The sequence below is a fragment of the Macromonas nakdongensis genome, assembly GCF_002837145.1.
Taxonomy (GTDB): Bacteria; Pseudomonadota; Gammaproteobacteria; order Burkholderiales; family Burkholderiaceae_C; genus Macromonas_B; species Macromonas_B nakdongensis.
In genome coordinates, this window is sequence record NZ_NWMV01000030.1 from 1 (window position 1) to 25,371 (window position 25,371).

Below are 25,371 nucleotides of genomic sequence, written 5' to 3' on the forward strand. Positions count from 1 at the left end.
GGTGGGGGAGTTTGAGGTGGCCATAGACGGGGGAATTTGGGTGGCCATCAGGGCTGGCTGCGATTTTGTCTCTGATGCGCTCACCCGTGACCTCACGCTCAAACTGAGCGAAGGACAGCAGAATGTTGAGCGTGAGTCGCCCCATCGATGTTGTCGTGTTGAACTGCTGCGTGACCGATACAAACGAGACGTTGTTGCGGTCGAACACCTCCACCAGTTTGGCAAAGTCTGGAAGGCTACGCGTGAGGCGGTCGATCTTGTAAACCACCACAACGTCGATGCGCTTGGCTTCAATGTCCTGCATCAAACGCTTGAGCCCTGGTCGATCGATGTTGCCGCCGGAAAATCCTCCGTCGTCATATGTGTCATCCAGCGCCAGCCAGCCTTCATGACGTTGGCTGCTCACAAACGATAGGCCCGCATCACGTTGAGCCTCAAGGCTGTTGTACTCCTGATCCAACCCCTCTTCAGTCGACTTACGCGTGTAGATGGCGCATCGCTTTTTTGGGATGAATGATGGGGTAGCGGCGTTTGTTGTTCGTGCGGTTCTCATGCAGCCTCCTTCTTGTTGGACTTCAATCCGAAGAAGGCAGGTCCCGACCAAGGGCAACCCGCGATCAGGCGTGCAATCGCCGACAGGCTTTTAAAGCGCTGCCCCCGATATTCAAAATCGCGCACGCCACGCACAACGACTTTATGCTCCTGGTCGTCATAAAAGCGGGTGAGCATCGTGCCAGGCAGCAAGCGATCTGCATCACCTTGCATGCTCTTGGGCAGTAGCCCTGTTTCGCCGATTTCCTCCAGCTTTCTTCGCGTCGTTGGCTTAAGAGATCCGAATGCTTTTTCTTGAATCTTGTATGCCAGGCGGGACTCAAGCCAAGTCCGGTGATGGTGCTGCGGTCTCTCGTCAAAGTGCTCATCCCATAGAGCCCAGATGTCGCGCATTGACAGGTGTGCCAGCTGCCCGACCTGTGCAGCGACCGAGATGGTTTTTGATTGTTGTGCGTGTGTCGTCATGTGCAAACTCCTTGTTAGTGATCGGTGTTTGCATTCACGCTCTTCTGGCCAGCGAAGCCAAGTGAAACCTCCCTACTGTTGCGAATAGGTGAGAGATTCCGCGCCGAGGCCTCGGCTTCGCGCAGCCGTAGCAGCGCCACGGCGATTAGATCAACGACTTCTTGCTGCGGGTGTCGGGGGGCTGCGCCAGCCCCGAAATTTGAGATGTGTTTGTTGTTTTGCATGATTAGCGTTCCAGTAGAAAACGCTTGTCATGCTATGAGGCGATGTCGCTTGGTGTAACGTGTTTTAACCAACGTGCTCGTAGATGAGCGAAGAATGGGATGCACATTCGCCCACAGCCTTGATGACTCCGTCTGCTTCCCTGCAATCAGGCTGTCAAATTGATCAATTCGGGGCTCAACAGCAACTCGTCCGCAAATCTGCGCAGCATCCGAAAATGATTGTCTTCAAGGGGCGTGGTTGTGGTCTGCCCATCCGCATGAGTCTGGGACATCTCCCAGAACGCCGATTGAAGTGCCAGCAATTTTTTGTCGGGCTCATCCACATGTGCACCGCCATCTTTGTTGGCAGCGGACAGCACGACATCCCTTCGGGCGTACATAACGTTGTCACGAAAAAAGACAGGTTGCTCCCACCAGTCCAAGCACGTAATCGTTGGCATACCTTCAGGCACGGGGGAATACGCGATGGCTTTGCCAATGACCATTCCCGCCAAGAGTTCACCAAAATCAATTCCCGCCAGAAGATGCGCCGGAACTTCTTTGGCGGTTGAAATCAGCCTTAAAGATTCTTTTTGTCCTAGCTGCTTCAACAACGACGTGCTGTACTTGGTGTCGTGGAGCAAAACTCGGATGACCACCCCAATGCGCAATGCTTCTTCCGGGTAGCCACCGTCGTAGGAAGCGGCAGAGTTTCGAAGAAAGGTGAGTTGACGCCTCAGTTGCTTGAGCAAAATGGGGGGCAGGTTTTGCATCACTGAAAAGCGCAATGGAAATTAGGGGTGGTGGTGTCACACCGTTGCGAAGTATGTAGCCACAGCACAGTCGGCCTTTACCCTATGTAGCCATTCGACCCATTGCTGGGCTAGTCACTGGCAAAGAGGTATTTGGGGCCGCTGCATGAGACACCACCGACCTCATGATATGCCTATTTTCTAATTGGCATTTACCCACTCGATGCGAACTTATCAAAGCTGTCGTAGCTCTCTTCATCGCTCCACGAGTTATCCCACCTGCGTGGTTCAGCATCTTCAAGGATCAACAACGTCAGCACACGATCACGCACGCCATAGCTGTGCTTGAACTCTTGAAGCTTCATGTACGGCTGCTCCCCAACGCACCAGACGGCAGCAGACATCTCAATGCCATTCCACTCCTGGGCGATGGTGGGATCTGCTGCAACGGTATCGCGCAACGGCTCCACTGGGTCACTCAATCGACGAATGCGTGCATTGCTCAGCACAGCACTCCTGCTGCGCCATTCATATTTGAGGAAGCCGTTGTCCCAGTGCAGCAAGATGGCCCGTTTGTCTGTGTACTTGATGAAGCGGATACACAAGGCCTCGAAGGACACTCCGAAGGTCTTGGCCAAGCCACTGAGCAAGTGCAAGTCGATGTCTTGACTCGTAATACGCTCACGCAGTACATCCCCTGGCATCAGAAGGTTGCTTGCGAAATCATCGGCCTCACGCTCAATGAGTCCGGCTGATTCCAGACTCAAATGCACCGCCGCTTTGTCGCAGTTGAACGTGCGCCGCTTGGCTCTGTGGAGGACAAAGTGACCCAGCTCGTGTGCGATCGTGAAGCGACGACGTTCAGGGCTGGCATCCTCATTAACGAAGATGCCCCATTCGGTTGGATCGTTCGGGTTGCACACCAGCATTCCCTCTGAGCTTCTCACTGGAGACGCCATGGGGGGCTTGATGATCTTGACGCCTTCTCCGTAGGGAGTGCCAGGCAACCCCTCTCGAACCATGTCGAGGTCTGTGTACGCAGCCGTCTCCCCACTGGCCACGCGAATCCATCGCAGGATGGTGTTGGCTGCCTTGCTCGGGGTCAGTTGAGCGCTGTCACTCAACTCTTGGTTTCCTCTTGCCCCGCAGTTGGGAACATCAGTTTGAGGGCTTGTTGATAGCGCTGCTTTTCTTCTTCCGTCATGCCAGCGTACTGGCGAAAGAAGGCCACGTCTTCAACGGATGCTTGGGGAACCTGCTCATTTGATTCGTTCATCAGGTCCTCCATCGTGACCCCTAGAACCTTAGCCAGCAGATGAATCCGCTCGGCAGAAGGGCGTTGCCCCTCCTTCATTTCCAGTTCCCAGATGTACGCCTTGGTACAGCCAACGGCGTCGGCTACCTGCTGCAACGTCAGCTTTTTGGCCTCTCGTAAACGCCGTAAACGCGCTCCTAGGGTCGATGCCATGGAAAAGCTCCTGTCTGAATCAAGTCAGCCTCAAAGTATAGCACTGAGATACACATTCACCCAGATGTTCTACGTAGTTTGACAAGCGGAAATAAGCGGGACACAATTACGTTGTATCTCGCCACTTTACTTTGATGGGGTATTTGTTTACCACCCGTCGGCCAGCGCCAGCATCCCCTGCACGCAGAACACCGACATTTCATAAGGACCAAGAAAATGAAAAAAACCTTTGTCGATGTGCTGCTGGAGCTGCCCGTAGACAACACTCTCCAAAACTTCCTGGCAGCTAACGGTCTGCCGTTGCCCGACGATCTGTCTTGGTCGGATGGCCAAGAGGTCACCCGGACCGTGATTGAAGCGATCCGGACATGGCCAGACGAAATTGCTCGAGACGCGCTCATTGCCAAATTGATGGCCAGTGTTGCACTTGGGGATGCGGCTGGTAAACAAGCGATGTTCCAGGTTGCAAGGCAGGATGGCGTCGCCCTTATGGGGCTAGTTTCCAACCAAAGCGATATCCATCGTTCGTTCTGGCTGTATGTGAATTACCCAGCACTCTTTGACCTAGCCGGTGACGTTGACTTCTTCGAACGCCATGGATCACAGGCTCAGCAGAATGAACTTGGGGTGAAACGCAAACCCGACACGTCTGAGGCAGCCTTGCTCGGAATGCGGCAAGCCATCTCGGCGTTCTACCAGCGGGAGTTGCAGTGCGGTGACGGCAGCGTGGCTTATGTTCTGGAGCGCTCCCCGGATGTCTACCTGTTGACTGTTCATGTGAAGGACCTGGCGATGTTGCGCCTCGAGTTCGAAGGCTCGAACCTGACTCGCCGCGTCGGCAATCCCAACATTCACATGGTGCTGGAGTATTCAGCCAAGACCGGTGTCGCTCGCTCACTGGTCAAAGGCGGAGTCAAGTACCACACCATGCTGCTCGAGGCCTTCTCAGAGCACTTGCTGGGCGTCAAGGTGGAGGCCCACCGCATCAAACCGCCCACCCTTGATCTGTCTGCACTCCGACTGGGTTTCGATGTACCTCAAGCCTTGACGACCGACGGCTTCATGGCTGTCCAGGTCAAGGCACTGTCCCTGCTCAGTCCACATGGTGATCTCAAGATCGAATGCACCGCAACAGCATCAAGCGACCAACAGTGCGTGACCGAATTGATCGCTGAAGCATTCCCCAGCGAGAACCCGCTCAAGCGCAACTGGCAGATCAATTCGGCGCACATCAATCTGTACTACCCCCCACAGCCGGGCAAGATGCGATCGAAGGTCATCACCATCGAGATCACCCGCAAAGGGCGGCTGAACCTTCACAAGTTCGACGCCAAGATGCAAGCTCAACTGGAGGGCTACCTCGTGACCCTTGGTATCCTTGATGCGGGTCAAACGCTCAGTGCCAACGAGCAGCAACCCGGTGAGGACGCATTTCAGTCCGAACCGGCGTTCCAGGAGTGAGCGTGACTGCGCATCACGCATGGTCATTGGTGTGCCGCTTGTTCGCTGAGGGAACGCCCGTATTTCGGTACGCGCTGTCTCCGAACGAGCTTGCGGCATGCTCACTGCTAGGCTCCGCTATAAAGCCTGCTACCGTCAATCAGCAATACGCACTTTGCCCATACTGCAACTTGCATCGGGGGCAGGTCGTTGCTGATGGCAAGGGGGGCAGACTTTGCCAATGCCCTGAATGCGGTCCGATCCAGCTCGAGCCACAGGACATGGCAGCCGTCACGCTCAACGAGGATTGGTTGCGACAAAGATTGCGCATGGCAATGGAGATCAACAGCCGCGATGGAATCGATCTAGTCGGTCCTGGCGTCTGGCGGCTAGGCGATGCACGACAAGGACCTGTCATTCTGGCTCGCAACTTGTCCGGCTTGGTTCATGCACCGGCGACCCTCGATGCGCTGCGAGTCAACGCCTCTAGGTTGCGGGTGATCACGCCCAAACCTATCGACCAGACCGCACACCCATTTGCCGCTGACATAGATTGGCTACCGCTCCAGGAGCGGTTTGCCTTTTACGGCGGCGGAATCTCATTTATTGCCCCACAGGGCCAACGCCCCACAGAAACGCAACGTGAGCCCGCTAAACCGGTTTACGGCCCCTTTGCTGAGGACTTCCGCTCGGTGCTGTTACCAGAGCTTGGCCACATCAACCTCACCGAGGCTCAGGCCTCCGTTTTTGGGTCGCTTTGGTCGTTCAAGGGTGAGCCCATGCGAGCCGAGCGAATCATGGAGCGCGCCGGTTTGCAAAGCGACAAACCGATCGATGTGTTCAAGGTGAAGTCACGTGACAAGGGAAAAGCTGGAGCTGACCTTCCGTTGATGGCTTATAAAAAGTTGGTGGTCACTCAGCAGCGGCAAGGTCTCTACGCGTTGCCTTGTGCTGTGGAGTGACTACTTTTTCGGGCATTTCCTCAACGCGTTGTGTGTGACAACACACAAACCACATGGTTTGCCTCAGCAAGTCGAACGCAAAACCTTCGTATGCGACACACGCATAAGTCATTGCCACATAAGGCGTTCTGCGTGTGCCACTTCGTCAGTGTTCGCAGAAGTTTTGTGAGAAGAGAGAGCGGAGTATGAGATTCGGGGGCCGTTACCGGCTCGGATGCTGGAGGGGCATGGCACACGTAGAATCGTGCCGGACCCCGCACCAACTTGCGGTCGCCAAAATGAAAACGCCCAACTGAGAACAGTTGGGCGTCTTGATATGGTGGCCTGGGACGGAATCGAACCATCGACACGCGGATTTTCAATCCGCTGCTCTACCAACTGAGCTACCGGGCCAAGACCGTTACTATAACACAGCTTTCAGCCGCCATGGCGCTTGGAGCGCGAAAGATCGACACCCAACTGCTTGAGCTTGCGGTACAGGTGGGTGCGCTCCAGCCCGGTCTTCTCGGCCACGCGGGTCATGGAGCCGTTTTCCTTGGCCAAGTGGAACTCGAAATAGGCTTTTTCGAACGCGTCACGGGCGTCGCGCAAGGGCACGTCGAGGTCGAAAGGCTGGACCGAAGGCTCGACCTCGGTCACCGACAAGGCCACGGCCTCGAGCACCAGACCGGCCGGCTCGGACAGGACATCGGCCAGGGGCGACACCGCGGTACCCGCTGGTTTCGGCGCCGGCGTCCGAGGCGCGGCCTTGTTCAAGCCTTTTTCCACCGCCTGCAGCAACTTTTGTAAGGTGATGGGTTTTTCCAGAAACGCCATGGCGCCGATGCGCGTGGCCTCCACCGCGGTGTCGATGGTGGCGTGGCCGCTCATCATGATCACCGGCATGGTCAGCAGGCCACTGGACGACCATTCCTTGAGCAGAGACACGCCGTCGGTGTCGGGCATCCAGATGTCGAGCAGGACCAGATCGGGCCGGCCAAGGGCGCGCAACTCCCGGGCGCGCGCGGCGTTCTCGGCCAGTTCGACCGTGTGCCCCTCGTCGTTCAGGATCTCGAACAACAGGTCCCGGATCCCGAGTTCGTCGTCAACCACCAGTATGTTTGCCATGGTGTGCGGTTCTGCTTTCTGTGCAATGCTCAAGCGTGTTGCATATTTGCAACCTTGAATGATAGCGAGACTTGCGCACCGCGCACCTCGCCGCCGTCCTGCCGGTGGGCGATGTCGACCCGGCCACCGTGTTCGTCCATGATCTTCTTGACCACGGCCAGCCCCAGGCCCGTGCCTTTGGCCTTGGTGGTGACGTAGGGCTCGAACGCCCGCTTGAGGATGGCCTCAGCAAATCCCGGGCCACGGTCGAGCACCTGTAGGCGCACCCAGCGGCCGCTGTCGGACACCCGAGTGCGCAGCAGCACCGGCCCGGCCCCGGGCGGGGTCGCGTCCTGGGCGTTCTGCACCAGGTTGTGGACCACCTGGCGCACCTGCTGCGGGTCGGCCAGCACCTCGGGGCAGGCCGGGTCCAGTTCGAGGACCAGAGGCACCTCGGCGGCGTCGTACAGCCCGGCGATGTCACCGACCAGGGCGTTGAGCTGGACCGGCTGCAACTGCGCCGCGGGCAGGCGGGCGTAGTCGCGGAACTCGTTGACCAGGCGCTTCATGGCATCGACCTGGTCAACGATGGTCTTGACCGATTTGTGCAGCACGGCCAGGTCGGGTCCGGTGACCTTGGGTTCCAGCTTCATGGCCAGGCGTTCGGCGGACAGCTGGATGGGGGTGAGCGGGTTCTTGATTTCGTGGGCCAGGCGGCGCGCGACCTCGCCCCAGGCCTGGGCACGCTGCGCCGAAATGATGTCGGACACGTCGTCGAACACCAGCAGGTGCTCGCCATTGGGCAGCAAGGCGCCGCGCGCGATCAGGGTGATGCCGCGGTCGGTTTCGGCGTGGGTCCCGGTGTCGGCGTCCAGTTCGAAGGACTGCTGCCAGTGCCCACCTTCCTGGTGGGTCTGGTCGGAGAGAAAACGGTCGAACTGCTGCTGCACCCAGGCCCCGAAGGCCTCCAGCCCCGGCACCTGGGCGAGCGGCTGGCCCAGGTGCGCGGCCACGGGTGCACGCAGCACGCGCGTGGCTCCGGGGTTGGCGCTGAGGATGGACTGCGCCGTGTCCAGCACCACGACCCCGGCGGTCAGGTTGTCCAGCAAGGTCTGCAGGCTGGCGCGCGCCGCGTCCACCTGGCCCATGCTGTGTTGCACGGCCTGGCGCGCATCGGCCAGTTCCTGGGTCATGTGGGCGAAGGTGCGGGTCAAACCAGCCAGTTCGTCGCGCTGGGACAGGGCGGTTTTGGGCGTCAGGTCGCCGCGGGCCACGTCGCGCATGCCTTCGGCCAGCACCAGCAGCGGGCGCACCAGCTGGTTGCCCAGCAGCACGGCCAGCAGCACCGACCCCAGCACCGACAGGAACAGGGCCAGGGTGAGCGTGCCGATGTACATGCCGCGCAAGCCCTCGCGCGCCAGGGCGCGCTCCTGGTACTCGCGGTTGGCCACCTGCACGGCCAGGGCGTCGGCCACCAGCGCGGCCGGCACCGGCGCGGTCACCTGCAAGAAGCGCGCGTCGCTGCCCAAACCGAAGCCCGCGGGGGCCACCAGCGCCAGCACCCGCACCCGGGGCAGGGCCGCCTGTGGCAGCTGCAACACCTGGCGCGCATCGCCCAGGGCCTCCAGTTCCTCCAGCCCCTCCAGCCAGGCCACGGAACGCTCGCTGCGCACCTGGCGCAGCAGGGCCGCCGCCGGCCGGTCCGGGGTGAGGCGAAAACGCGATTCGCCGGCACTGGCCAAGGCCTGGCCCGCCCCGTTCCACAGGATGGCATCGCTCACCTGCAGTTGTTCGCGCAAACGCTCCAGGGCCAGGGCGGCCTGCACGTCGGACACCCCCCCGAGCGAGCCGGCGGCCGCGCGGGTCTTGCCGGCCAAGTCCGTGCTGAGGGTGTCCAGGGTGGTGCGCCCCAGGCTGAGACCGGCCGACAGGGCGCTTTCCACGCGCACGTCGAACCAGGTCTCGATGGAACGGGAGACGAACTGGTAGGACACGGTGTAGATGAGCAGGCCCGGCACCAGGCCCACCAGACCGAAAATCGCGGCGAGCTTGAGAAGCAGGCGGCTGCCGAAGCGTTTGCGCCGCAGGCGCACCGCCAGGCGCACCACCAGCCACAGCAGCACCGCCCCCAGCACCGCCGCCACCCCGACGTTGAGCCAGAGCAGCTTGGTGTAGTCCTGCCCCTGGAAGGTGCGGTGGTCGGTGGCCAGGGCCAGCAGGAAAAACAGCACCAGGGCCACGCCGCCCATGAAGACCAGGGCCAGCCCGAGCAGCCAGCGGCGCCCGGAGGCGCTCATCGACACCTGTCCGGCGCTCATTCGCTGGCGGCTTTCGGCACGGCCACGGTGTCGGCGGGCACGGGCAGGGTCTGGCGGAGGATGCGCATCGCGTCGTCCGCGGCTTCCCCGATCAGCACGGGGCGGGGCAAAAGGCCGCTGTCGAGCCGGAATTCGACATCCAGCTTGTCGCGCCCCGCTTCGGCGGACAGGTCCGCGGCGGCGGCCACGCGCCAGCGGGTGACGCGCAGCACCGCCGACAAAGCCTCGTCCAGGGTTTCCAGGTTCTGGTGCAGGGCGTTGCTCAAGCCGGCCGCCTCCAGCGGCCCCGAGCCCATGCTCACCCGCCAGCGCCGCGTCAGCGGCTGGTAGACCAGCCGTGCGACCCGGCTTGCCCCACTGATGCGTTGGTCGGTCCAGTACCAGCGGCTGCGGCGCACCTCGGCCTGCCAGACGAAGTGCAGGGGCACGCCCCGCCGCAAGACCTCTTCCAAGCCAGGCGGCAGGACCAGCGGCGCGCGGGCCGACAGGTAGAGCCCATCGGGTTGGCGCTCCAGCGTGGCCTGGAGGCCGGCGTCCTGGGCCAGGGCCGGCAGCGCCAGCCAGAGCCAGACGCCCACGAACAGCCCCAGGCCGCCGCAGCAGCGCGCCAGCCAGCGGCGCAGGACGCGCCAGCCGCCGGCCTCAAGCGGCGGGTTTTTCCCACAGGGCGTAGTAAAAGCCATCCAGTCCACACGCGAGATTGTCGTTCATGGCCGTGTCGCCTTGCGCCACCGGCACAGACTGGCCCGGCAACAGGTGGCCGGGGGCCGGCAGGCGCCGCGCCGCCGGGTGGCGTTGCTGGAACGCCGCCATCTGCGATTCGCCTTCAGCCCGGAACACGGAGCAGGTGCAGTACAGCAAGCGTCCACCGGGACGCAGCACGGGCCACAGGGCGTCGAGCAGGCGCAGTTGCTGCTGCGCCAGTTGCGCCACGTCTTCGGGCCGCCGCAGCCAGCGCACGTCGGGGTGGCGCCGCACGATGCCGGAGGCGGTGCAGGGCGCGTCGAGCAGGATGGCGTCGAACGGTTCGCCGTCCCACCAGCGGTCGGTGTCGGCGGCATCGGCCGCCAGCACGTGGGCCTGCAGACCGAGGCGGCCCAGGTTCTCGCGGATGCGTTCGCCGCGTTGCGGGTCCACGTCCAGGGCCCACACGTCGAGGTCGGCACTTTCCAGCAGGTGGGCGGTTTTGCCACCGGGAGCGGCACAGGCGTCCAGCACCCGCGCGCCGGCGGACAAGCCGGCGCCCTGGAGCAGCAGCGGCGCGGCCAGTTGGGCCGCACCGTCCTGCACCGACACATCGCCCCAGCCCCAGCCGGGCAGGCGCTCCACCGGCACGGCGCGCGCCAACACCACCCCATCGGGCCCCAGGGCCTGGGCCTCAAAGCCTGCGGCGTGCAGGCGCGCCAGGTAGGCGTCGCGGGTCTGGTGGCGGCGGTTGACACGCAACACCATGGGCGCGGCCTGCTGGTTGGCCTGCAGCAGGGCCTGCCAATGCTGCGGGTGGTCGCGGCGCAGGCGCTGCACCCACCAGAAAGGGTGGTTCCAGCGGGCCTCGGCGTCTTGCCGCGCCTCGCCAAGCAGGGTGCTCTGCTCGCGCAGGTAACGCCGCAGACAGGCGTTGAGAAAGCCCCCGGCCCCGGCAGCTCCGCGCAAGCGTTCGGCCGCGCGCACCGCCTGATCCACCACCGTGTGCGGGGCGTAGTGGGCGGCGGCACTGGTGTCGTCTTCGGGCAACATGGTCAGCGCCAGCCCGAGCAAGGCGGCCACCACCGGTTTGGGCGGGCGCTCGGCGAGCAGCCGCGTCAGCACCCGGGCCTCCCCCCAGTGCCGCAGGGCGTGGTAGACCAGCGCCTGCACGCCGGGGCGCAGCTCGGGGGCCACCTTGGGCAGGGCGTCGGTCAGGGAGCGGCCTTGCTGCACCGCGTGCAGCACCTGAGCGGCCGCGGCGAGTTGTTCGGACAGGGGGGGAGCGTCGGTCATTCAGAGCGGAAGCGGGCCACGGGCCAGCGTTTGGGTATCGGCAAAAGGTCGAGGGGGATCGGTGGCCTCCCGGCCATCCTGCGGCGCCAGGGCGGGCATCCGGCCCCCGTAGATGCGCTCGATGCGCTGGGCCAGGGGCGGGTGGGCGTCGAACCACCGGGCCAGCCGCCCGGACTCGCCCGACACCAGCAGCATGTGCTGCACCAGGGGCTGGCGCACCGGCTCGGGCGCGGTGCCCGCCTGGCTCTGCCCCAGCACCTTGCGCAACACGCGCCCCAGGCCTTCGCGGTTGCGGGTCCATTGCACGGAGCGGGCGTCGGCCAGGAATTCGCGCTGCCGCGACACGGCGGCCTGCAGGGCGTGGCCGGCCAGCCAGCCCAGCCAGCCGACCGACATGATGGCCAGCCCGAGCAGGAAGCCCAGGTGCCGGCGCCCGTGCTCGTCGGGCGCGGTCAGGCTCTGCCCCAGGCGGTAGATCATTTCCAGGCCGAACACCATGCCGGCCAGGCGCATGTTCAGGCGGGTGTCGCCTTCGCGGATGTGGCTCAACTCGTGCGCCACCACGCCCTGCAGCTCTTCCCGGGTCAAGGCCTCCAGGGTGCCCTGGGTCACCGCGACCACCGCGTCGTCGGCGTCCCAGCCGGTGGCAAAGGCGTTGATGGAATGCTCGCGCGCCAGCACCATGGACTGCGGCGGGCGCATGCCGGCGGCGATGGCCAGTTCCTGCAACACGTGGACGAAGCGCTGCTCGTCGCCGCCGGACGAGGGCCGCGCCGCCCGCGCCCCTAGGCGCTCGGCCAGGCGCACGCCGCCACCGGCCAGCTGAGAGGTTTCCACCCACCAGCCCCCCAGCACGAACAGCAGGGTGACCCCGGTGTTGACCGCGACAAAGTGCCGCGGCAGGCCCAAGCCACCGCCAACGGTGAGCCACCACGCCAGCGCCAGCACCGCGTTGATGGCCAGCACCAGCAGCAACACCATGAGCGCGAACCAGAACAGCAGGCGCCGGGTTTGGCCGCGCGCGTCGCGCTGGAACTCGAAAAACCGCATCCAGGCCCGATCAGAGTTCGACCTTGGGCGCTTGGCGCTCGGCCTCGCTGGTGGTGGCAGCGAGCATGTCCAGCGGCGTGAAGCCCAGCAGCCGGGCGACGACGATGGTCGGGAAATGCAGGGCCGCGTCGTTGTACTCCAGCACGAAATCGTTGTACGCCTGGCGCGCGAAACCGACCCGGTTTTCGGTGTGGGTCAGCTCCTCGTGCAATTCGCGCAAGGACGCATCGGCCTTCAGCTCGGGGTAGTCTTCCACCACCGCGAACAAGCGCCCCAGGGCCCCGCCGAGCACCTGCTCGGCCCCGGCCAGCGCCCCCAGGGCGCCGGCGCTCAAAGGCTGGGCCGCGGCCCCCTGCTCGGCGCTGCGGGCCTGGTTGCGGGCCGCGATCACCGCCTCCAGCGTCTGGGCCTCGTGCGCCAGGTATTTGCGGGCCACTTCCACCAGGTTGGGGATCAGGTCGTAGCGCCGCTTGAGCTGCACGTCGATCTGACCGAACGCGTTGGCCACCTGGTTTTTCAGGCGCATCAGGCGGTTGTAGGCGCCCACGGCCCAGAAGACGGCCACCGCCAACACGGCCAGCACCACCCCAGCAAATACAGACATGTCGGCTCCTGTGCAGAAAGGCGGGCCAGCCCCGCAGGTGCAAAAAGTGCCCCCACTGTAACCCAGGCCCCATGAAAAAACCCCGTCCGGCGCAGACCGGACGGGGTGGGATGCAAGCCCCGCTGCCCGCGAACGGGCAACGGTGGTGCGGGCTTACTCGGCGGCTTGCGCGTCGCTCGCCTCGGCCTGGTCGGCCGCCAGGGAAGCCTGATCGGCCTCGGCGATCGCGCGGCGCTCTTCCTCGTCCATGTGCTCCTTGACGCGGCGCGCGTCGTGGAAAGCCATACCGGTACCGGCCGGGATCAAACGGCCGACGATCACGTTTTCCTTCAGACCACGCAGTTCGTCGCGCTTGCCCATGATGGCCGCTTCGGTCAACACTCGGGTGGTTTCCTGGAAGGAAGCCGCCGAGATGAACGAGTCGGTCGACAGGGACGCCTTGGTGATGCCCAGCAGGATGTTGCTGTAGGTCGCCGGGGTCTTGCCATCGGCGCGCAGCGCGTCGTTGGTGTTGAGGATCTCGGAGCGCTCGACCTGTTCGCCGTTGATGTAGCTGGAGTCGCCGGCGTTTTCCACCACCACGCGACGCAGCATCTGGCGCACGATCACTTCGATGTGCTTGTCGTTGATCTTCACGCCCTGGAGTCGGTACACGTCCTGCACCTCATCGACGATGTAGCGGGCCAGCTCTTCCATGCCCAGCAGACGCAGGATGTCCTGCGGGTCGGCCGGGCCGTCCACGATGCTCTCGCCCTTGTTGACCACCTGGCCTTCGTGCACCAGGATGTTCTTTTCCTTGGGCACGAGTTCGTCCCACACCTTGCCGTCCGGGTCGGTGATCTGCAGACGCACCTTGCCTTTGGTTTCCTTGCCGAAGGACACGGTGCCGGTGATCTCGGCCAGCATGCCCTTGTCTTTCGGGCTGCGGGCTTCGAACAGCTCGGCCACACGCGGCAGACCGCCGGTGATGTCGCGGGTCTTCTGGCCTTCGACCGGGATGCGGGCCAGCACCTCGCCGGGGCCCACGTCCTGGCCGTCGCGCACTTGGATCAGTGCGCCCACCTGGAAGCCGATGGTCACCGAGTGGTCGGTGCCCGGGATCTTCACTTCGTGGCCCTGCGCGTCGATCAGCTTGACCTGCGGACGCACCACCTTGGCCGAGCCGCGGCGTTTCGGGTCGATCACCACCAGGGTGCTCAAGCCGGTCACGTCGTCCACCTGCTTGGCCACCGTCAGGCCCTCTTCCACGTTCTCGAACTTCGCCACACCGGCGAATTCGGTGATGATGGGGCGGGTCAGCGGGTCCCAGTTGGCCAGCACGGTGCCGGCCTTGATGGTCTGGTCGGGCTTGATCGTCAGCGTGGCGCCGTACGGCACCTTGTGGCGCTCGCGCTCGCGGCCGTGCTCGTCCTGGATGATGATTTCGCCAGAACGCGCAATCACCACCAGTTCGCCCTTGGTGTTGGTCACGTAACGCATCGTGGCGTTGAAGCCGATGATGCCGTTGGACTTGGCTTCCACGCTGGAGGCCACCGCCGCACGCGAGGCCGCACCACCGATGTGGAAGGTGCGCATCGTCAGCTGGGTACCCGGTTCACCGATGGACTGGGCGGCGATCACACCCACGGCTTCGCCGGTGTTCACCAAGCCACCGCGGCCCAGGTCGCGGCCGTAGCACTTGGCGCACAGACCGTAGCGGGTTTCGCAGGTCAGCGCGGTGCGCACGCGCACCTCGTCCACGCCCATCTGGTCGATCAGGTCGCAGGCGTCCTCGTCCAGCATCTGGCCGGCCGGGATCAGCACGTTCTGGTTCTCGGGGTTCAGCACCTCTTCGGCCGTGGTGCGGCCCAGGATGCGGTCGCGCAGCGACTCGATCACCTCACCGCCCTCGACGATGGCGCGCATCAGCGTGCCGTTGGAGGTGCCGCAATCCTCTTCGGTCACCACCAGGTCCTGGGTCACGTCCACCAGACGGCGGGTCAGGTAACCGGAGTTCGCGGTCTTCAGCGCCGTGTCGGCCAGACCCTTGCGGGCGCCGTGGGTGGAGATGAAGTACTGCAACACGTTCAGACCTTCACGGAAGTTCGCCGTGATGGGGGTCTCGATGATGGAGCCGTCCGGCTTGGCCATCAGGCCGCGCATGCCGGCCAGCTGGCGGATCTGGGCCGCGGAACCGCGGGCGCCGGAGTCGGCCATCATGTAGATGGAGTTGAACGACTCCTGGTCCACTTCCTTGCCGTTGCGGTCGATGGTCTTTTCCTTCTTCAGGTGATCCATCATGACCTTGGAGATGTCGTCACCGGCCTTGCCCCAGATGTCCACCACCTTGTTGTAGCGCTCCCCCGCGGTCACCAGACCGGACGAATACTGCTGGGCGATTTCCTTCACCTCGGCTTCGGCGCGCTCGATGATGGTGTGCTTCTCGGCCGGCACCAGCATGTCGTCCACCGCGATGGAGATACCCGCACGCGTGGCCAGGCGGAAACCGTTCTGCAGCAGCTTGTCGGCGAACACCACGGTGTCCTTCAGGCCGCACTTGCGGAAGCTGGTGTTGATCAGCTTGGAGATTTCCTTCTTTTTGAGCGCCTTGTTCAGGTTCTCGAAGGCCAGGCCCTTGGGCAGGATTTCGCTCAGCAGCGCACGGCCCACGGTGGTGTCCACCAGCTTGGTCACCGGGGTGAATTCGCCGCTGTCCTTGTCCTTGACGTACTCGGTCAGGCGCACGCTGATCTTGGCGGTCAGCTCCACCACACCGGCGTCCAGGGCGCGCTGCACCTCCATCACGTCGGTGAAGATCATGCCTTCGCCCTTGCCGTTGGTGCGCTCGCGGGTGGTGTAGTACAGGCCCAGCACCACGTCTTGCGACGGCACGATCGATGGTTCGCCGTTGGCCGGGAACAGCACGTTGTTGGAGGCCAACATCAGGGTGCGGGCTTCCATCTGCGCTTCCACCGACAGCGGCACGTGCACGGCCATCTGGTCACCGTCGAAGTCGGCGTTGAAGGCCGAGCAGACGAGCGGGTGCAGCTGGATCGCCTTGCCTTCGATCAGGATGGGCTCAAACGCCTGGATGCCCAGGCGGTGCAGCGTCGGTGCGCGGTTCAGCAGCACCGGGTGTTCCTTGATGACATCTTCCAGGATGTCCCACACCACCGGCGTGCCGGCTTCCACTTCCTTCTTCGCCGCCTTGATGGTGGTCGCGATGCCCATGTTCTCCAGCTTGGCGAAGATGAAGGGTTTGAACAGCTCCAGCGCCATCAGCTTGGGCAGGCCGCACTGGTGCAGCTTGAGGGTCGGGCCCACGGTGATGACGGAACGGCCCGAGTAGTCCACCCGCTTGCCCAGCAAGTTCTGGCGGAAGCGGCCGCTCTTGCCCTTGATCATGTCGGCCAGCGACTTCAAGGCACGCTTGTTGGCGCCCGTCATGGCCTTGCCACGGCGGCCGTTGTCCAGCAGGCTGTCCACGGCTTCCTGCAGCATGCGCTTTTCGTTGCGCGCGATGATTTCCGGGGCCTTCAGTTCCAGCAGGCGACGCAGGCGGCTGTTGCGGTTGATGACGCGGCGGTACAGGTCGTTCAGGTCGGAGGTCGCGAAGCGGCCGCCGTCCAGCGGCACCAACGGACGCAGGTCCGGCGGCAGCACGGGCAGCACGTCCAGCACCATCCACTCGGGCTTGATACCGGATTTTTTGAAGGCTTCCAGCACCTTGAGGCGCTTGGCGTTCTTCTTGATCTTCAGCTCGGAGCCGGTCAGGTCGTTGCGCAGCTTCTCGATCTCGGTGTCGATATCGATCGACTCGAGCAGTTCCTTGATGCCTTCAGCGCCCATCTTGGCCACGAACTCGTCGCCGTATTCCTTGACCTTGGCGTCGTAGTCGTCCTCGGACATGATGCTGAACTTCTTCAGCGGGGTCATGCCCGGGTCCACGATCACGTAGGCTTCGAAATACAGCACGCGTTCGATGTCGCGCAGCGTCATGTCGAGCACCATGCCCAGACGCGACGGCAGCGACTTCAGGAACCAGATGTGGGCGCAGGGCGCGGCCAGGTCGATGTGGCCCATGCGCTCGCGGCGCACCTTGGTCTGGGTCACTTCCACGCCACACTTCTCGCAGATCACGCCACGGTGCTTCAGGCGCTTGTACTTGCCGCACAGGCACTCGTAGTCCTTGATGGGGCCGAAGATCTTGGCGCAGAACAGACCGTCACGCTCGGGCTTGAAGGTGCGGTAGTTGATGGTTTCCGGCTTCTTGACTTCACCGAAAGACCAGGAGCGGATTTTTTCCGGCGAGGCCAGACCGATGCGGATGGCATCGAAATGCTCGTCGGGCGTGAACTGCTTGAACAGGTCGAGCAAGGATTTCATAGTCTGCTTTCCTTTACTTCAGTGAATCAGGAGCGTTCCAGCTCGATGTCGATACCGAGCGAGCGGATTTCCTTGACCAGCACGTTGAACGATTCCGGCATGCCGGCGTCGATCGCGTGCTCGCCCTTGACGATGGACTCGTACACCTTGGTGCGGCCCTGCACGTCGTCGGACTTGACGGTGAGCATTTCCTGCAGGATGTAGGAAGCGCCGTAGGCTTCCAGCGCCCACACTTCCATCTCCCCGAAACGCTGACCACCGAACTGCGCCTTGCCGCCCAGCGGCTGCTGGGTGACCAAGCTGTACGGACCGGTCGAACGGGCGTGCATCTTGTCGTCCACCAGGTGGTGCAGCTTGAGGTAGTGCATGTAGCCGACGGTGGTGACGCGCTCGAAGGCGTCGCCGGTGCGTCCGTCGTACAACTGGGCCTGGGTGCGGGTCGGCGTCAGGCCCTTGGCCTTGGCGATGTCGTCCGGGTAGGCCAGCTTGAGCATGTCGCGGATCTCGTCTTCCGAGGCTCCGTCGAACACCGGCGAGGCGAAGGGCACGCCCTTGGTCAGTTCCTGCGCCATGGAGCGCACTTCGGCGTCCGACAGGTCGTTCAGGTTTTCCTGGCGGCCGGCGCGGTTGTAGATCTGCTCCAGGAAGCCGCGGATCTCGGTGGTGGCGGCTTCGCGCTGCAGCATGTCGCCGATGCGCTGGCCCAAGCCCTTGCCGGCCCAGCCCAGGTGGACTTCCAGCACCTGACCGATGTTCATGCGCGACGGCACGCCCAGCGGGTTCAGCACGATGTCCACGGGGGTGCCGTCGGCCATGTAGGGCATGTCTTCCACCGGGGTGATCTTGGAGACCACACCCTTGTTGCCGTGGCGACCGGCCATCTTGTCGCCGGGCTGCAGGCGGCGCTTGACCGCCAGGTAGACCTTGACCATCTTCAGCACGCCGGCTGGCAGGTCGTCGCCTTGCGTGAGCTTCTTGCGCTTTTCTTCAAACGCCAGGTCGAAGCTGTGGCGCGTCTGCTCCATGGAGTTCTTGATCGACTCCAGCTGCGCGGCCACGGTCTCGTCGGCCGGGCGGATGTCGAACCAGTGGTACTTCTCGACGTCGGCCAGGTAGGCCTTGTCCAAGGTGGTGCCTTTGGCCAGCTTCTTCGGGCCGCCGTTGGCGACCTTGCCGATCAGCAGCTTCTCGATCCGGTCGAAGGCGTCGGCTTCCACGATGCGCAGCTGGTCGTTCAGGTCCAGGCGGAAGCGCTTGAGTTCGTCGTCGATGATCTGCTGGGCGCGCTTGTCGCGCGTGATGCCTTCGCGGGTGAAGACCTGCACGTCGATCACGGTACCGCTGGAGCCCTGGTCCACGCGCAGCGAGGTGTCCTTCACGTCGGACGCCTTCTCGCCGAAGATGGCGCGCAGCAGCTTCTCTTCCGGCGTCAGCGTGGTTTCGCCCTTCGGCGTCACCTTGCCCACCAGCACGTCACCCGGCAGCACCTCGGCACCGACGTAGATGATGCCGGACTCGTCCAGGCGGTTCAGCTGCTGCTCGGCCAAGTTGGGGATGTCGCGGGTGATTTCTTCCGCGCCCAGCTTGGTGTCGCGCGCCATCACCACCAGTTCCTCGATGTGGATGGAGGTGTAGCGGTCTTCCGACACCACGCGCTCGCTGATCAGGATCGAGTCCTCGAAGTTGTAGCCGTTCCAGGGCATGAAGGCGATCAGCATGTTCTGACCGATCGAGATCTCACCCAGGTCGGTCGACGCACCGTCAGCGATCACGTCGCCCTTGGCCAGCAGGTCGCCCTTCTTGACGATGGGGCGCTGGTGGATGTTGGTGTTCTGGTTGGAACGCTGGTACTTGATCAGGTTGTAGATGTCCACACCCACTTCACCGGCCACGGCCTCGGCGTCGTTGACGCGGATCACGATGCGGGTCGCGTCCACGTAATCGACCACACCACCACGCTTGGCGGTGACCACGGTGCCGGAGTCGATCGCGGCCACGCGCTCGATGCCGGTGCCGACCATCGGCTTTTCCGGGCGCAGCGTGGGCACGGCCTGGCGCGACATGTTGGCGCCCATCAGCGCGCGGTTCGCGTCGTCGTGCTCCAGGAAGGGCACCAGCGACGCCGCCACCGAGACGATCTGCGCCGGCGACACGTCCATGTACTGGATGGTGTCGGCGCTGGTCAGGATGGATTCGCCCTTTTCACGGGCGGAGATCAGTTCGCCGGTCAGGCGGCCTTCGGCGTCCAGCGTCGCGTTCGCCTGGGCGATCACGTACTTGCCTTCCTCGATGGCCGACAGGTAATCGATCTGGTTGGTCACCTGGCCGTCCACCACGCGGCGGTACGGGGTTTCGATGAAACCGTATTCGTTCAGGCGGGCGTACAGGGCCAGCGAGTTGATCAGGCCGATGTTCGGGCCTTCCGGCGTTTCGATCGGGCAGACGCGGCCGTAGTGGGTCACGTGCACGTCGCGCACCTCGAAGCCGGCGCGCTCGCGGGTCAGACCGCCCGGGCCCAGGGCCGAGACGCGGCGCTTGTGGGTGATCTCGGCCAGCGGGTTGGTCTGGTCCATGAACTGCGACAGCTGGGACGCGCCGAAAAACTCCTTCAAGGCCGCAGAAATCGGCTTGGAGTTGATCAGGTCGTGCGGCATCAGCGGCTCTTGCTCGGCCTGGCCCAGACGCTCCTTCACGGCCTTCTCGATGCGGGCCAGACCGGTGCGGTACTGGTTCTCGGCCAGTTCGCCGACGCAACGCACGCGGCGGTTGCCCAGGTGGTCGATGTCGTCCACCTCTCCCTTGCCGTTGCGCAGGTCCACCAGGATCTTGACCACGGCCATGATGTCCTCGTTGGACAGCACCATGGGGCCGGTGGCTTCGTCGCGGCCCACGCGGGCGTTGAACTTCATGCGGCCCACGCGCGACAGGTCGTAGGTGTCCGGGTTGTAGAACAGGCGGTGGAACAGGGCCTGCACCGCGTCCTCGGTCGGCGGCTCGCCGGGGCGCATCATGCGGTAGATGGCCACGCGCGCGGCGAACTCGTCGGTGGTTTCGTCGGTGCGCAGGGTCTGGCTGATGTAGGCGCCCTGGTCCAGCTCGTTGGTGTAGATGCAGGCCAGTTCCTGGATGCCGGCGCTGCGCAGCTTCTTCAGCAGCGCTTCGGTCAGCTCGTCGTTGGCCTTGGCGATGATCTCACCCGTGTCCGGGTCCACCACGTTCTTGGCGACCACGCGGCCCAGCAAGAAGTCTTCCGGCACACTGATGTGGGTGGTGCCGGACTGCTCCAGCTCGCGGGTGTGGCGCGCGGTGATGCGCTTGTCCTTGGCCACCACCACGTTGCCGCTCTTGTCGGTGATGTCGAAACGCGCCACCTCGCCGCGCAGGCGCTCGGACACGTAGGCCATCTGCGCGCCGCTGTCCATCAGGCGGAAGTGGTCGTTGACGAAGAAGTTGGCGAGAATGGTTTCCGGCGTCAGGCCGATGGCCTTGAGCAGGATGGTGACCGGCATCTTGCGGCGGCGGTCGACGCGGAAGTACAGCAGGTCCTTCGGGTCGAATTCGAAGTCCAGCCAGGAACCGCGGTAGGGAATGATGCGGGCGCTGAACAACAGCTTGCCCGAGCTGTGCGTCTTGCCCTTGTCGTGCTCGAAGAAGACACCGGGCGAGCGGTGCAACTGCGACACGATCACGCGCTCGGTGCCGTTGATGATGAAGGAGCCCTTGTCGGTCATCAGGGGCACTTCGCCCATGTAGACCTCTTGCTCTTTCACTTCCTTGACCACCTTGGACTGGCTGGTCGAGGACTCGCGGTCGTAAATGATCAGTTGCACACGGGCGCGCACGGCCGATGCGAACGTCAAACCCCGGGTCTGGCATTCGCGCACGTCGAACGCCGGCTTGGCCAGGTTGTACTCGACGAACTTCATCTCGACAAAACCGTTGTGCGAGACGATGGGGAAGGCCGACTCGAACGCGGCTTGCAGGCCCTCGGCGGCCCGCTTGCGCGGGGCGGCTTCGGCTTGCAGGAACGCGGTGTACGCGTCCTTCTGCATCTGCAGGAGGTATGGAATTTCCAGCACGTTTTCGCGGCTGCCAAAGCTCTTGCGGATGCGTTTGCGTTCGGTGTATGAATATTGAGCCATGAGATCTCCGGGCTTGAGGTCTGCGGCGACTGATCGACAGCAGCGCGTGTGGGCGCGCCCCTGCGTCTTGGCGACTGGCCTCTACCAGTCTGTGGCGGACGGTCCGCGCATTGCACGCGGACCCGAACCAAGCCGTCTTCTGCAGTCGGGGTCAGAAGACACGGCCAAACGGGCAGGACACCCGCTTGGCTGTGCACTCTGAAGCGCCAAAAGGCTGGAAAGCCCTTGCGGACCTTCCAGCCTTGGAGCAAAGCCGAATTACTTGAGTTCGGCCTTGGCGCCGGCTTCTTCCAGCTTCTTCTTGGCGGCTTCGGCGTCGGCCTTGGGCATGGCTTCCTTGACGGTCTTGGGAGCGCCGTCCACCAGGTCCTTGGCTTCTTTCAGGCCCAGACCGGTGATTTCGCGCACGGCCTTGATGACGGACACCTTGTTGGCGCCGGCTTCTTGCAGGACCACGTCGAAGTCGGTCTTCTCTTCAGCGGCCGGGGCAGCAGCGCCACCGCCAGCGGCCGGAGCAGCCATGGCTGCAGCGGACACGCCAAACTTCTCTTCGATGGCTTTCACCAGGTCGTTGAGTTCCATGACGCTCATGCTGTCCAGAGCGGTCAAAAATGCGTCTTTGTCGAATGCCATTTTGATTTCCTAAATAACGATTGGTCGGGGGACAGGGTGCCTCAGGCCGCCTGTGCCTCGCCCTTTTTCTCGGCCAGAGCGGCCAGCACACGGGCGGTGCGGGAGATGGGGGATTGCATCAAGCCCAGCAATTGCGCCAGCAGCACTTCCTTGGAAGGGATGCTTGCCAGTTGCTTCACGCCATTCGCGTCCAAGGCCTTGCCGGAATACACGCCACCGCGGATCACCAACTTGTCGTTGGTTTTCGCAAAGTCGGCCACCACCTTGGCGGCGGCCACAGCGTCTTCCGAGAAGCCGTAGATCAACGGACCGGTCATCTGGTCGGCGCCTGCCTCGAAGCCAGTGCCGGTCACAGCGCGGCGGGCCAGGGTGTTCTTCAGAACACTCAGGCTCACACCTTGGCTGCGGGCGGCAACGCGCAACTGGGTCAGGGCAGCGACCGTGATGCCGCGGTATTCCGCCATCACGAGCGTTTGAGCTTTAGCGGCGAGTGCCGACACCTCATCGATGACGGCCTGCTTCTCACTGCGATTCAGACTCAAGGTCTACTCCTTAAAAAGCAGGGTCGAAAACCTTCCCTGCACCTTCTTGCAGCGACCAACCGTATTTGGAACAGATCCATCTGCGGCGGGATCGCCATCTGCGCTGGCGTCACTTGCATTAAGCGCTGCACCCGGGGACACAGCGCACCAGCGGTCTTGGATGGCTTCCGGCAGCCAAAGCCACCGGAACCCACCACCTCGGGCACCCGAAGGCACCCCAATTGCTCACGCGATCAAGCCGCGATGGAAGCCACTTCCACGCGCACGCCCACACCCATGGTGGACGACACGGCGACCTTGCGCAGGTACTGACCCTTGGACGAAGCCGGCTTGGCCTTGTTCAGGGCGTCGATCAGCGCAGCCAGGTTGCCCTGCAGCTTGTCGGCGTCGAAAGAACGGCGGCCGATGGTGCCATGCACGATACCGGCCTTGTCCACGCGGAACTGCACCTGACCGGCCTTGGCGTTCTTCACAGCAGTGGCCACGTCGGGGGTGACGGTGCCGACCTTGGGGTTCGGCATCAGGCCACGCGGACCCAGGATCTGACCCAGGGTACCGACGATGCGCATCGCGTCCGGGGAGGCAATCACCACGTCGAAGTCCATCTTGCCGGCCTTGACGTCGGCCGCCAGGTCTTCAAAACCCACCACGTCGGCGCCAGCGGCCTTGGCCTCTTCGGCCTTGGCACCCTGGGCGAACACGGCGACGCGCTTGGTCTTGCCGGTGCCGTTGGGCAGCACCACGGCGCCACGCACCACCTGGTCGGACTTCTTGGCGTCCACGCCCAGCTGCACGGCCACGTCGATCGATTCGTCGAACTTGGCGCTGGCACAGTCCTTGACCAGGGCCAAGGCTTCACCGATGGGGTACAGCTTGGTCGACTCGACCTTGCCCTGCAGGGCCTGTTGTTTCTTGGTCAGCTTGGCCATGTCACACGCCCTCCACAATCACGCCCATGGAACGGGCGGAACCAGCCAAGGTCTTGACAGCGCCTTCGATGTCGACGGCGTTCATGTCTTTCAGCTTGGTCTTGGCAATTTCTTCCAGCTGGGCGCGGGTGATCTTGCCCACCTTTTGCTTGTTCGGCACCGAAGAGCCCTTGTCCAGCTTGATCGCCTTCTTGATCAGCGTGGTGGCCGGCGGGGTCTTGATGATGAAGGTGAAGCTCTTGTCCGCGAAGGCGGTGATCACCACCGGCAGCGGCAGACCGGGCTCGACGCCCTGGGTCTGGGCGTTGAACGCCTTGCAAAACTCCATGATGTTCAGGCCGCGCTGACCCAGCGCCGGACCGATCGGGGGAGAGGGGTTGGCCTTACCAGCCGGCACTTGCAGCTTGATGAAGCCGACGATTTTCTTCGCCATGTTTGACTCCTGCGAGTGTTAACGGCCGCCAGCCACTGGGCCAGCCACCTCCTCGCGGTAAAGATCCATGTTCAACCCAAGCCACCAGGACTCGGACCGCCAGCACCGGATCGACAGCGCCAGCAAAAAACGCCAAGGCGATCACTCGCTTCGGCGGAATTTGGAATTATACAAGCCCAACCACCTGGAGCGCAAGCCCCGGCGGCGCGCGGCTGACACTCAGGTCTTCTCGACCTGGTTGAATTCGAGTTCGACCGGCGTGGCGCGACCGAAGATCGTGACCGACACGCGCAACTTGTTCTTCTCGTAATTGACTTCCTCGACAGTGCCGTTGAAGTCGGTGAACGGACCTTCCTTGACGCGGACGTACTCGCCGGTGATGAACTCCACCTTGTGGCGCGGCTTGTCCGAACCTTCCTGCATCTGACTGACGATCTTCTGCACTTCGTCTTCCGAGATCGGCGTCGGCCGGTTGCGGGCGCCGCCCACAAAACCGGTCACCTTGCTGGTGTTCTTCACCAGGTGCCAAGTGTCGTCGTCCATCACCATCTCCACCAGCACGTAGCCAGGGAAGAATTTTCGCTCGGTGGTGCGCTTCTGGCCGTTCTTGACCTCGACCACCTCCTCCGTCGGCACCAGGATACGACCGAACTTGTCCTGCATGCCGGCGCGCTGCACGCGCTCCAGGATGTTGCGCTCGGCCGCTTTTTCCATGCCGGAATAGGCATGCACCACGTACCAGCGCATGCCCTCGGCGGGGGCCGCGTTCATGGGGGAAACCACTGTCGATTCGCTCATAGTTATCTCCACCCCAGGATCAGGCTGTACAACACCCACTCCAGGGTCTTGTCGGTGAGCCACAGGAACAGGGCCATCACAAACACAAACACAAACACGTAGGCGGTCATCTGCGTGGCCTCGCGCCGCGTCGGCCACACCACCTTCTTGACTTCTTTCCAGGAGTCCTTGCCATAGGCCACCAGACGGCGGCCCGCGTCGGACACACCGAACACCGCCACGGCCGCAGCCACACCCACCAACAGGGCCGCCCACTGCGCCAAGGCACCCTGGGCAGACAGCAAGTAAAACGCCACAAAGCCGGCGAGCAGCAGGAATGCTGCGAACGCCAGCTTGGCCTTGTCGGCACCGGTGCCGACGGTTTGTACATCAGTGGTGGCCATCTGCCCCGTACCCCAATCCTGCGCACTAGAAAACAAGCCCACCAGAGGTCTTTCGACTTCGGCGGGCTTTACAACCACTTGGGCAATCGATAGTGCTATCGCTTACTGCCGGGTGGCAGGGGCAGTAGGAATCGAACCTACAACCTTCGGTTTTGGAGACCGACGCTCTGCCAATTGAGCTATACCCCTACTGACTCAAAAATCAGTCGATGATCTTGGCCACGACGCCGGCGCCGACGGTGCGACCGCCTTCACGGATGGCGAAG

The 25,371-nt window shown here is 63.3% G+C and carries 22 protein-coding genes and 2 tRNA genes; 2 read left to right on the forward strand and 22 right to left on the reverse strand.

The window, feature by feature from the left end; all coding sequences use genetic code 11:
* The 6 genes from CON77_RS05700 to CON77_RS05725 all read right to left on the reverse strand — a co-directional run.
* Positions 1–553 (reverse strand): recombinase family protein (locus CON77_RS05700; protein WP_198552279.1); only part of this gene is annotated, 553 nt, incomplete at its 3' end.
* Positions 550–1,017, reverse strand: coding sequence for a DUF2924 domain-containing protein (locus tag CON77_RS05705; protein ID WP_101048175.1), 468 nt, complete (start codon positions 1,015–1,017; stop codon positions 550–552). The genes CON77_RS05700 and CON77_RS05705, both read right to left, overlap by 4 nt.
* Positions 1,018–1,031: 14 nt before the next feature.
* Positions 1,032–1,241, reverse strand: a complete 210-nt coding sequence (locus CON77_RS05710) for a hypothetical protein (protein WP_101048176.1) — start codon at positions 1,239–1,241, stop codon at positions 1,032–1,034.
* Between the two features lie 146 nt (positions 1,242–1,387).
* Positions 1,388–1,993 carry a hypothetical protein gene (locus CON77_RS05715; RefSeq protein ID WP_101048177.1) on the reverse strand — a complete coding sequence of 202 codons (606 nt, stop codon included), beginning with the start codon at positions 1,991–1,993 and terminating at the stop codon, positions 1,388–1,390.
* Positions 1,994–2,184: 191 nt separating this feature from the next.
* Entirely contained in the window at positions 2,185–3,096 is a 912-nt protein-coding gene (locus CON77_RS05720) for an ImmA/IrrE family metallo-endopeptidase (RefSeq protein WP_232788419.1), read from the reverse strand.
* Positions 3,093–3,440, reverse strand: coding sequence for a helix-turn-helix domain-containing protein (locus CON77_RS05725; protein WP_101048178.1), 348 nt, complete (start codon positions 3,438–3,440; stop codon positions 3,093–3,095). Before CON77_RS05725 ends, CON77_RS05720 begins: the two co-directional genes overlap by 4 nt.
* A gap of 216 nt (positions 3,441–3,656) precedes the next feature.
* Here CON77_RS05725 and CON77_RS05730 point away from each other — a divergent pair, with 216 nt between their 5' ends.
* Together CON77_RS05730 and CON77_RS05735 are read left to right on the forward strand one after the other, a co-directional pair.
* Positions 3,657–4,901 (forward strand): hypothetical protein, encoded by a 1,245-nt coding sequence (locus tag CON77_RS05730; protein WP_101048179.1) that lies wholly within the window; start codon positions 3,657–3,659, stop codon positions 4,899–4,901.
* Positions 4,902–5,161: 260 nt separating this feature from the next.
* A complete protein-coding gene (locus CON77_RS05735; RefSeq protein WP_369407342.1) occupies positions 5,162–5,842 on the forward strand; it encodes a hypothetical protein in 681 nt (226 codons plus the stop codon).
* A gap of 317 nt (positions 5,843–6,159) precedes the next feature.
* Here CON77_RS05735 and CON77_RS05740 read toward each other — a convergent pair.
* The 16 genes from CON77_RS05740 to CON77_RS05815 all read right to left on the reverse strand — a co-directional run bounded on the left by CON77_RS05740 (position 6,160) and on the right by CON77_RS05815 (position 25,294).
* Positions 6,160–6,235, reverse strand: a tRNA-Phe gene (locus CON77_RS05740).
* Positions 6,236–6,259: 24 nt separating this feature from the next.
* On the reverse strand, positions 6,260–6,949 hold the full coding sequence (locus CON77_RS05745) for a response regulator (RefSeq protein ID WP_101048180.1): 690 nt from the start codon (positions 6,947–6,949) through the stop codon (positions 6,260–6,262).
* 29 nt (positions 6,950–6,978) lie between these two features.
* Positions 6,979–9,246 (reverse strand): sensor histidine kinase, encoded by a 2,268-nt coding sequence (locus tag CON77_RS05750; RefSeq protein WP_101048181.1) that lies wholly within the window; start codon positions 9,244–9,246, stop codon positions 6,979–6,981.
* Positions 9,243–9,929: a DUF4390 domain-containing protein gene (locus tag CON77_RS05755; protein ID WP_101048182.1), complete on the reverse strand. Its 687-nt coding sequence runs from the start codon at positions 9,927–9,929 to the stop codon at positions 9,243–9,245. The genes CON77_RS05750 and CON77_RS05755 overlap by 4 nt, the downstream gene beginning before the upstream one ends.
* Complete coding sequence (rsmB, locus tag CON77_RS05760) at positions 9,889–11,226, reverse strand: 16S rRNA (cytosine(967)-C(5))-methyltransferase RsmB (protein WP_101048183.1); 1,338 nt, start codon at positions 11,224–11,226, stop codon at positions 9,889–9,891. The genes CON77_RS05755 and rsmB overlap by 41 nt, the downstream gene beginning before the upstream one ends.
* A complete protein-coding gene (locus CON77_RS05765) occupies positions 11,227–12,276 on the reverse strand; it encodes a M48 family metalloprotease (RefSeq protein WP_101048184.1) in 1,050 nt (349 codons plus the stop codon).
* 10 nt (positions 12,277–12,286) lie between these two features.
* Positions 12,287–12,880, reverse strand: a complete 594-nt coding sequence (locus CON77_RS05770; protein ID WP_101048185.1) for a LemA family protein — start codon at positions 12,878–12,880, stop codon at positions 12,287–12,289.
* A gap of 153 nt (positions 12,881–13,033) precedes the next feature.
* A complete protein-coding gene (gene rpoC / locus CON77_RS05775) occupies positions 13,034–17,245 on the reverse strand; it encodes a DNA-directed RNA polymerase subunit beta' (RefSeq protein WP_101048186.1) in 4,212 nt (1,403 codons plus the stop codon).
* A gap of 26 nt (positions 17,246–17,271) precedes the next feature.
* Complete coding sequence (gene rpoB, locus CON77_RS05780; protein ID WP_101048187.1) at positions 17,272–21,387, reverse strand: DNA-directed RNA polymerase subunit beta; 4,116 nt, start codon at positions 21,385–21,387, stop codon at positions 17,272–17,274.
* 258 nt (positions 21,388–21,645) lie between these two features.
* Positions 21,646–22,020 (reverse strand): 50S ribosomal protein L7/L12, encoded by a 375-nt coding sequence (rplL, locus tag CON77_RS05785; protein WP_101048188.1) that lies wholly within the window; start codon positions 22,018–22,020, stop codon positions 21,646–21,648.
* A gap of 41 nt (positions 22,021–22,061) precedes the next feature.
* Complete coding sequence (gene rplJ, locus CON77_RS05790; protein ID WP_101048189.1) at positions 22,062–22,562, reverse strand: 50S ribosomal protein L10; 501 nt, start codon at positions 22,560–22,562, stop codon at positions 22,062–22,064.
* 233 nt (positions 22,563–22,795) lie between these two features.
* Positions 22,796–23,491, reverse strand: coding sequence for a 50S ribosomal protein L1 (gene rplA, locus CON77_RS05795; protein ID WP_101048190.1), 696 nt, complete (start codon positions 23,489–23,491; stop codon positions 22,796–22,798).
* A gap of 1 nt (position 23,492) precedes the next feature.
* Positions 23,493–23,924, reverse strand: a complete 432-nt coding sequence (rplK, locus tag CON77_RS05800) for a 50S ribosomal protein L11 (RefSeq protein WP_101048191.1) — start codon at positions 23,922–23,924, stop codon at positions 23,493–23,495.
* Between the two features lie 219 nt (positions 23,925–24,143).
* Positions 24,144–24,722, reverse strand: coding sequence for a transcription termination/antitermination protein NusG (gene nusG / locus CON77_RS05805; protein WP_101048192.1), 579 nt, complete (start codon positions 24,720–24,722; stop codon positions 24,144–24,146).
* 2 nt (positions 24,723–24,724) lie between these two features.
* The gene (secE, locus tag CON77_RS05810; protein ID WP_101048193.1) at positions 24,725–25,105 is read right to left on the reverse strand and encodes a preprotein translocase subunit SecE; all 381 of its coding nucleotides are present in this window, start codon (positions 25,103–25,105) and stop codon (positions 24,725–24,727) included.
* Positions 25,106–25,218: 113 nt separating this feature from the next.
* A tRNA-Trp gene (locus tag CON77_RS05815) sits at positions 25,219–25,294 on the reverse strand.
* Positions 25,295–25,371: the final 77 nt, after the last annotated feature.